Source organism: Rhizobium sp. P1_E6 (assembly GCF_056405875.1).
In genome coordinates, this window is sequence record NZ_JBFUBG010000172.1 from 1 (window position 1) to 6,174 (window position 6,174).

General features: G+C 58.3%; 7 protein-coding genes. All 7 read left to right on the top strand.

Annotated elements, in window-relative coordinates:
• The coding region (locus tag AC1D35_RS34500; RefSeq protein ID WP_477942367.1) for a TOBE domain-containing protein at positions 1 to 339 on the top strand (339 nt) is incomplete at its 5' end.
• Between the two features lie 140 nt (positions 340 to 479).
• Positions 480 to 1,748, top strand: a complete 1,269-nt coding sequence (locus tag AC1D35_RS34505) for an ABC transporter substrate-binding protein (RefSeq protein ID WP_113298959.1) — start codon at positions 480 to 482, stop codon at positions 1,746 to 1,748.
• Between the two features lie 97 nt (positions 1,749 to 1,845).
• Complete coding sequence (locus AC1D35_RS34510; RefSeq protein WP_113311882.1) at positions 1,846 to 2,679, top strand: carbohydrate ABC transporter permease; 834 nt, start codon at positions 1,846 to 1,848, stop codon at positions 2,677 to 2,679.
• Between the two features lies 1 nt (position 2,680).
• Positions 2,681 to 3,505, top strand: coding sequence for a carbohydrate ABC transporter permease (locus AC1D35_RS34515; RefSeq protein WP_113298958.1), 825 nt, complete (start codon positions 2,681 to 2,683; stop codon positions 3,503 to 3,505).
• 163 nt (positions 3,506 to 3,668) lie between these two features.
• Positions 3,669 to 4,592: an ArsR family transcriptional regulator gene (locus AC1D35_RS34520; RefSeq protein ID WP_113298957.1), complete on the top strand. Its 924-nt coding sequence runs from the start codon at positions 3,669 to 3,671 to the stop codon at positions 4,590 to 4,592.
• A gap of 255 nt (positions 4,593 to 4,847) precedes the next feature.
• Positions 4,848 to 5,612, top strand: coding sequence for a GNAT family N-acetyltransferase (locus AC1D35_RS34525; protein WP_477853833.1), 765 nt, complete (start codon positions 4,848 to 4,850; stop codon positions 5,610 to 5,612).
• A 101-nt stretch (positions 5,613 to 5,713) separates the two neighbouring features.
• Positions 5,714 to 6,174, top strand: a 461-nt coding sequence (locus AC1D35_RS34530; protein WP_477942371.1) for an MEKHLA domain-containing protein, incomplete at its 3' end; no start/stop codon positions are given.

Here is a 6,174-nt window from a genome sequence, read left to right on the forward strand (position 1 = left end):
GGCCAGAACTCCGCCCGCATTGAACTCGATGACGCGCCGGGTCAGGTTTTCGAGCTGCCGACACGCGGCCCGGTCGCTCAAGGCGCAGCCATCAATGTCGGCGTCCGGCCCGAGAATATCGGGCTTGGCGCCTCAGATGGAGGCCTGACGCTGCCTGTCACCGCTGAATTCACCGAAGAGCTTGGCGGCACCGGATATCTTCACGTGCTGACCGCGACCAATGCGGAGATGACGGTCGAGTGCCGCGAAAGCAGGCCTCAGCCGAAGGAGAAGATCAGCCTCTCTCTGAGAGTGCCTGAGATGCTGGCCTTCGATGCCGAAGGCAGAAGGCTCAGCTGATTGAACGGGGTCCGGAGCTGCGATCCGGAGACCGGAAAGGAATGCAGGAGACGTGATCGCGCGCCTTTGGAGGAGGTCCGCGACAGAAGCCGCCCCGGGCACCGGGGTGACCCAACCCATGCTTTAGAGGAGGAACAAACGTGAGAAAACTCTTAAAACTTGCCGTTTCGGCGGCCATCGCATTGCTGCCCTCGGCAGCCGCATTCGCGCAGACGGACATCACCTGGTGGGATTTCTTAAGTGGCGGCGATGGTGTGCGCATGAAAGCGCTCATCAAGGAATTCAACGACACCCATCCCGACATCAAGATCAACGCCACGACGCTTGAATGGGGCGTGCCCTTCTACACCAAGGTGCAAACGTCAGCTGCTGTCGGCCAGCAGCCGGATATCATGACCTATCACATGTCGCGTTATCCGCTCGCCGTGCCAACCGGTATCCTGCGGCCCTTCTCGGACGAGGAGCTTGCTTCCGCAGGCATCAAGAAGGAAAACTATGTCGACGCGGCCTGGAAGCAGGCTACCTTCGACAACAAGGTCTACGGCATTCCTTTTGACGTCCACTCGATCGTTCTCTACTATAACAAGACCATCCTGAAGGAAGCCGGTCTGCTGGGCGATGACGGTCTGCCGAAGGGCCTCGACGGTCTCGCCAATTTCAACGCCGCGCTCGACAAGATCAAGGCGACAGGCAAGGTCGAATATCCGCTTTCGCTGCACACGGATGAAGGCGGCTCCATGTGGCGCGTCTTCTACACGCTGCTCTCCCAGCAGGGCGCCAAGTTCATCGACGGCGACCAGATCTTGCCGGGCGATGCCGGTGTAAAGGCGCTTCAGACCATGGCGAACTGGGTTTCCTCAGGCTATTCGCCGAAGCTGATCTCCTACGAAGCCTCGATTGCGCTCTTCACCTCGGGCAAGGCTGCGATGCATGTCAACGGCGTCTGGGAAGTGCCGACGATGGCCGACCTTGCGAAGAAGGGCGAGCTCGGCTTCGAATGGGGCGCCATCGAAATCCCGAACCTGATGGGTACCCAGGCCACCTGGGCGGATTCACATTCCTTCGCCGTTCCGAACAGCGACAGCAAGCCGATCACCCCTGAAAAACTGAAGGCCGTGCTGCAGATCATTGCCTGGATGAACCAGCACAGCATTTCCTGGGCCAGCGCCGGTCATATTCCTGCTTTCAAGCCGGTGACGGACAGCAAGGAATTCAAGGAAATGCAGCCGAATGCCACCTATGCGAAGCTTGCCGATACGGCTGTCTTCGATCCGGTTTCCAAGCTCGCCGGTGTCGCAGGCCCGATCTACGAGGCAACACAGAACTTCGTGGTTCCGGCTCTGAACGGTCAGCTCGATCCGGCGGATGCCATCGATCAGATGCGTGAGGAGCTGCAGAGCCAGCAGTGAGACGATGCTGGCCGGAGTATCTCCGGCCAGCCTTCCTCCAGGGAGATGATCTGTGGTCAACAATGAAAAGCGGCGCAAGACGATAACGGCGATCACCATGATTGCACCGTTCCTGATCGCCTATGCGGTCGTGTTTGCCTATCCGGTCTATAAGATGTTCGCCTTGAGTTTTACCGACGCCCCGCTCGTCGGCGAAGGCCAATGGGTCGGCTTCGACAATTATATCAGGCTCTTCCATCAGAAGCTCTTCTATACATCGGTCTGGAATACCGGTTATTTCGTCGTTTTGACGGTTATCCCGAACACGTTGATCGGCCTTGGGCTGGCACTGATGGTCGTGCGCCTGAAAGGCTGGATGCAGAGCCTCGTGCTGGTGCTCTTCTTCATCCCGTATATTCTTCCGGTTTCGGTTGTCACCCAGATCTGGAAATGGGTGCTCGACCAGCAATTCGGGATCGCACAGTTCGCGATCGAAGCCTTCACCGGCTCACGCGTCAGCGTCTTCCGCGATCCGATATGGGCCATGCCCATGGTTGCGCTCGTGACGGTCTGGTGGACCAACGGCTTCAATCTGCTGCTCTTCATTGCCGGCCTGCGCAACATTCCCCACGACTATTACGAGGCGGCGACGCTTGACGGCGCGACGCGCTGGCAGTGCTTCAAGCGCATCACCTGGCCGCTGATCTGGCCGGTAACCGCGCTGGTGCTGACATTGCAGCTCATCCTGCAGCTCAAGATCTTTGATCAGGTCTATCTGCTGACAGAGGGCGGGCCGTTCAATTCCACGTATGTGCTCTTGCAACTCGTCTATCGCGAGGCTTTCCGATCGAACCACGGTGGTCTCGGCTCCGCAGTCGCGGTGATCCTGTTCATCATCATTGTCGTCGTCTCGGTGCTGCAATATCAGCTCCTGCGAGTGAGGGAGCGCTGAGATGCCCGGCAAATCAATCGGCAATACGCTTCTTCTGATCCTCACAGTGGTGATCGCCTGCACCTGGGCTTTTCCGATCTATTGGGCGATCGTCACGTCCATCAAGCCGGAACAGGACGTGGTCAACAAGACCACCCTTTTCCCTGACGTCTTCAATTTCTCAGGCTATTATTATGCCCTCTTCGAAACCAAGCTATCGACCTGGTATCTAAACTCGATCGTCACCTCGGTGACGGTGACCGTCGTCGTCATCCTGATCAGCGTCATGTGCGCCTATGCGCTGTCGCAGATCGTCTTTCCCGGTCGCAAGCTTCTCTACGGCATCATCCTGGCGAGCTTCATGGTGCCCTCGCAGGCGCTGGTCATTTCGCAGTTCGTGCTGATGCATAAGCTGAACCTGATCAACACGTGGGGCGGCATCATCCTGCCCCAGCTGATCGTTCCCGTTGTTGTCATCGTCTACAAGCAGTTCTTCGATTCCGTGCCGAAGGAGCTGCGCGAGGCGGCCAAGCTCGATGGCTGCGGCGAGTTCCAGATCCTGTTCAAGCTTTATCTGCCGCTGAACTGGGGTATTACGACAGCGCTGGCGATCATTACCTACATCATGGCTTGGAACGCCTTCCTCTGGCCGTTCCTCGTTACCAACTCCGACGACATGATGACGATCACTGTCGGCATCACCCAGACGAGAGACGCATTCGGCGTGAAATATGCGCGCGACATGGCGGTGGCAATCCTCGCTGCGATGCCGGTCGCGGTTGCCTATCTGTTGTTCCAGAAACGCGTAACGCAGGCCCTCATGCTGTCATCGGGCATCAAGGGCTAAGTGCGTGAGAGATTGCTTCCGGGCCGAGGTGAGAAGGCCCTGCCGGTCCGCGAGAGCTCTCCCGAGGCGCGGGCCGGCACTTCCAGAAAAGGCGGCGACATGGACTATGCCACCGTGATATCAGCTGAAACCAACAAGAGAGACTGGAAACCAGTATCAAGGTATGGAGACGAAACTTCTAACCGTTGATCCGATGCGGGACGTTGACGTCGTCCAGGCTCTCGGTTCCCCGACGCGTATCGAAATCCTCAACCTGCTGCGCCAGAAGGGGCCGCTGAATGTCAACGACATCGCGGCGCAGATGCGCTTGCCGCAATCGACGACCGCGACCAATCTGAAGTCGCTCGAGCAGGCCGGCCTCATCCAGACACAAACGATGAAGGCGACGAAGGGAAACCAGAAGGTCTGCTCCAGCATCTATGACGAAATCCTCATCCGCTTCGATACCAACGGTACCAAGGCGAGCGGGGATGTGGTGACCGTCAGCATGCCGATCGGCCTCTTTACCGAATTCGACGTGGGGGCGCCCTGCGGCCTCTGTTCGGTCAACAATGTCATAGGCATGCTCGACGTGCAGGAGGTCTTCCTCGACCCGCAGCGCATGCAGGCGGCATTGCTCTGGTTCACACGAGGCTATGTCGAATACAAGTTCCCGAACAATGCCAAGGTGTCCGGCAAGAAGATCCGCAAGGTTGAATTTACGGCCGAACTAAGCTCGGAAACCCCGGCTACCAATGCCAATTGGCCGTCCGACATCTCGATCTGGGTCAACGGCATCAAGGCAGGACACTGGACTTCGCCCGGTGACTATGGCGATCGCCGCGGCATGTATTCGCCATCCTGGTGGAAGCTGTCGGGCTCGCAATACGGCAAGCTCAAGACCTGGACGATCGACGAGACCGGCACCTGGATCGACGGCGCCATGGTCTCGACCCAGACCATCACCTCGCTCGGCATAGCCGACCATCACTCGATCCGCTTCCGCATCGGCATCGACGAAAAAGCCGATAACCCCGGCGGTATGAACCTCTTCGGCAAGGGTTTTGGTGATTTCGACCAGGATCTGGTCATGTCGATCTTTTTCTGACGCGCGACGAGCCAACGATGCCGCAACGGTTTGCTGCGTGTTCGAGCGGCCTATCCATTGCCCTCCGTGGTTGCTCTTGACCTCTCTTGACCGCCGCACACTTTATCCGCGAGGAAAAGGGAGGCTATCTCGACGCTGCGATTCCGGTCCTGACGGGTATGCGCCGCAGTAACTTACTGCTGCCCCTGTGGGCAGCTCGTCATAAAAAAGGGGAATAGGTTGAGCATTTCAAACGATCGAATTGCCAGGGAAGAGATGATCGAGGCCAAGGCTTTCGTTGATCTGGCCAGGATAACGCCGCAACCATTCAAGGACAGCGTCGAATTTGCCTGCATGCCATTGGGCGACGGCTGTGCCATTTCGCTGCCATCGGCTCCCGCCATTGGCCTCAATCGCATTTTGGCCCTGAATGACATCGACGAACTCGACGCCGCGCTTGGTTGGATGAAGACCAAAACAGGCAGGCGGCACGTCCAGATCAGCGAATCCTCCGCCTCCGATGAAATGCGTGGATGGATTCTGGATAAGGGATTGATCGAAAACGGTGCCTGGGCAAAGCTCACGCGATCCGCTCCAGTCGTTCCGCTTTCAACCGAAGGGCCCGTGCGTGCACGCTTGGCCGGTATCGATGACGCTCCGACTTTTGGCAAGCTGATGTGCGCAGGCTTTGGTTTTCCGGCGGAGCTTGAGCCGCTCTGGTCATGCCTTGTCGGCAAAAGCGGCTGGGCCTGCTTCATTGCGGAATTGGAGGGCACGCCGGTCGGGACGGGCGCGCTGTTTATAGAGAATGGTTGCGCCTGGCTGGGAGCAGGAGCGACACTCCCTGAATACCGAAATCGCGGAGCGCAAAAAGCGCTGATCAATGCCCGGCTGAACGAAGGCCTGGCCCAAGGCGTTTCTCTGTTTGCGGTCGAGACAAGTGAACCTCAGGAGGGGCAGCCGAACATATCCTTCGGAAACCTGACCAAGGCAGGCTTCAAGCTCTCGTATATCCGCAAGAACTATCTCTTGCCGAACTAAAGGCCCCTCCCACCGGTGCGGCTGCCGCACCGGTGCCCATGTTCGGTGAATACATGGGGCGCGAAGATGCGTGCAGCGTCCGCGCTGGAGAAGGAAACCATATGCAGCTGAACGGTGAACTGAACCCGAACGACCCGGAATTTTTCGAGCTTCTCACCGGGAGCTTCAGACGTCTCGTCGGCAGAGCTCTTGTTCCCAAGGAACGTGGGCCCGAGTGGCTCTACGGCGATGCCCCTTTTGTGGTCCTGGCCCATAACACCGCGCCCAGTCCTGTGTTTGTCTACGCCAACGGTGCGGCCCAGAGGCGGTTTGGATATAGCTGGAGCGAATTCGTAAAGCTGGAATCCAGGCTGTCGGCGGGCCCCAGCGAACGGGGAGAGCGTCAGACGCTGCTCGATGCTGTGGCGCAAAATGGGTATATGGCGGGCTATCGTGGTTTGCGTGTTACGAAGTCAGGGAGCCGCTTCTGGATGGAAGACGGGATAGTCTGGCAGCTCCGAGACGCAGAAGGGCAGGATTTTGGCCAGGCTGCGATGTTCTCTCAGTGGGTAGAGGTACCGAC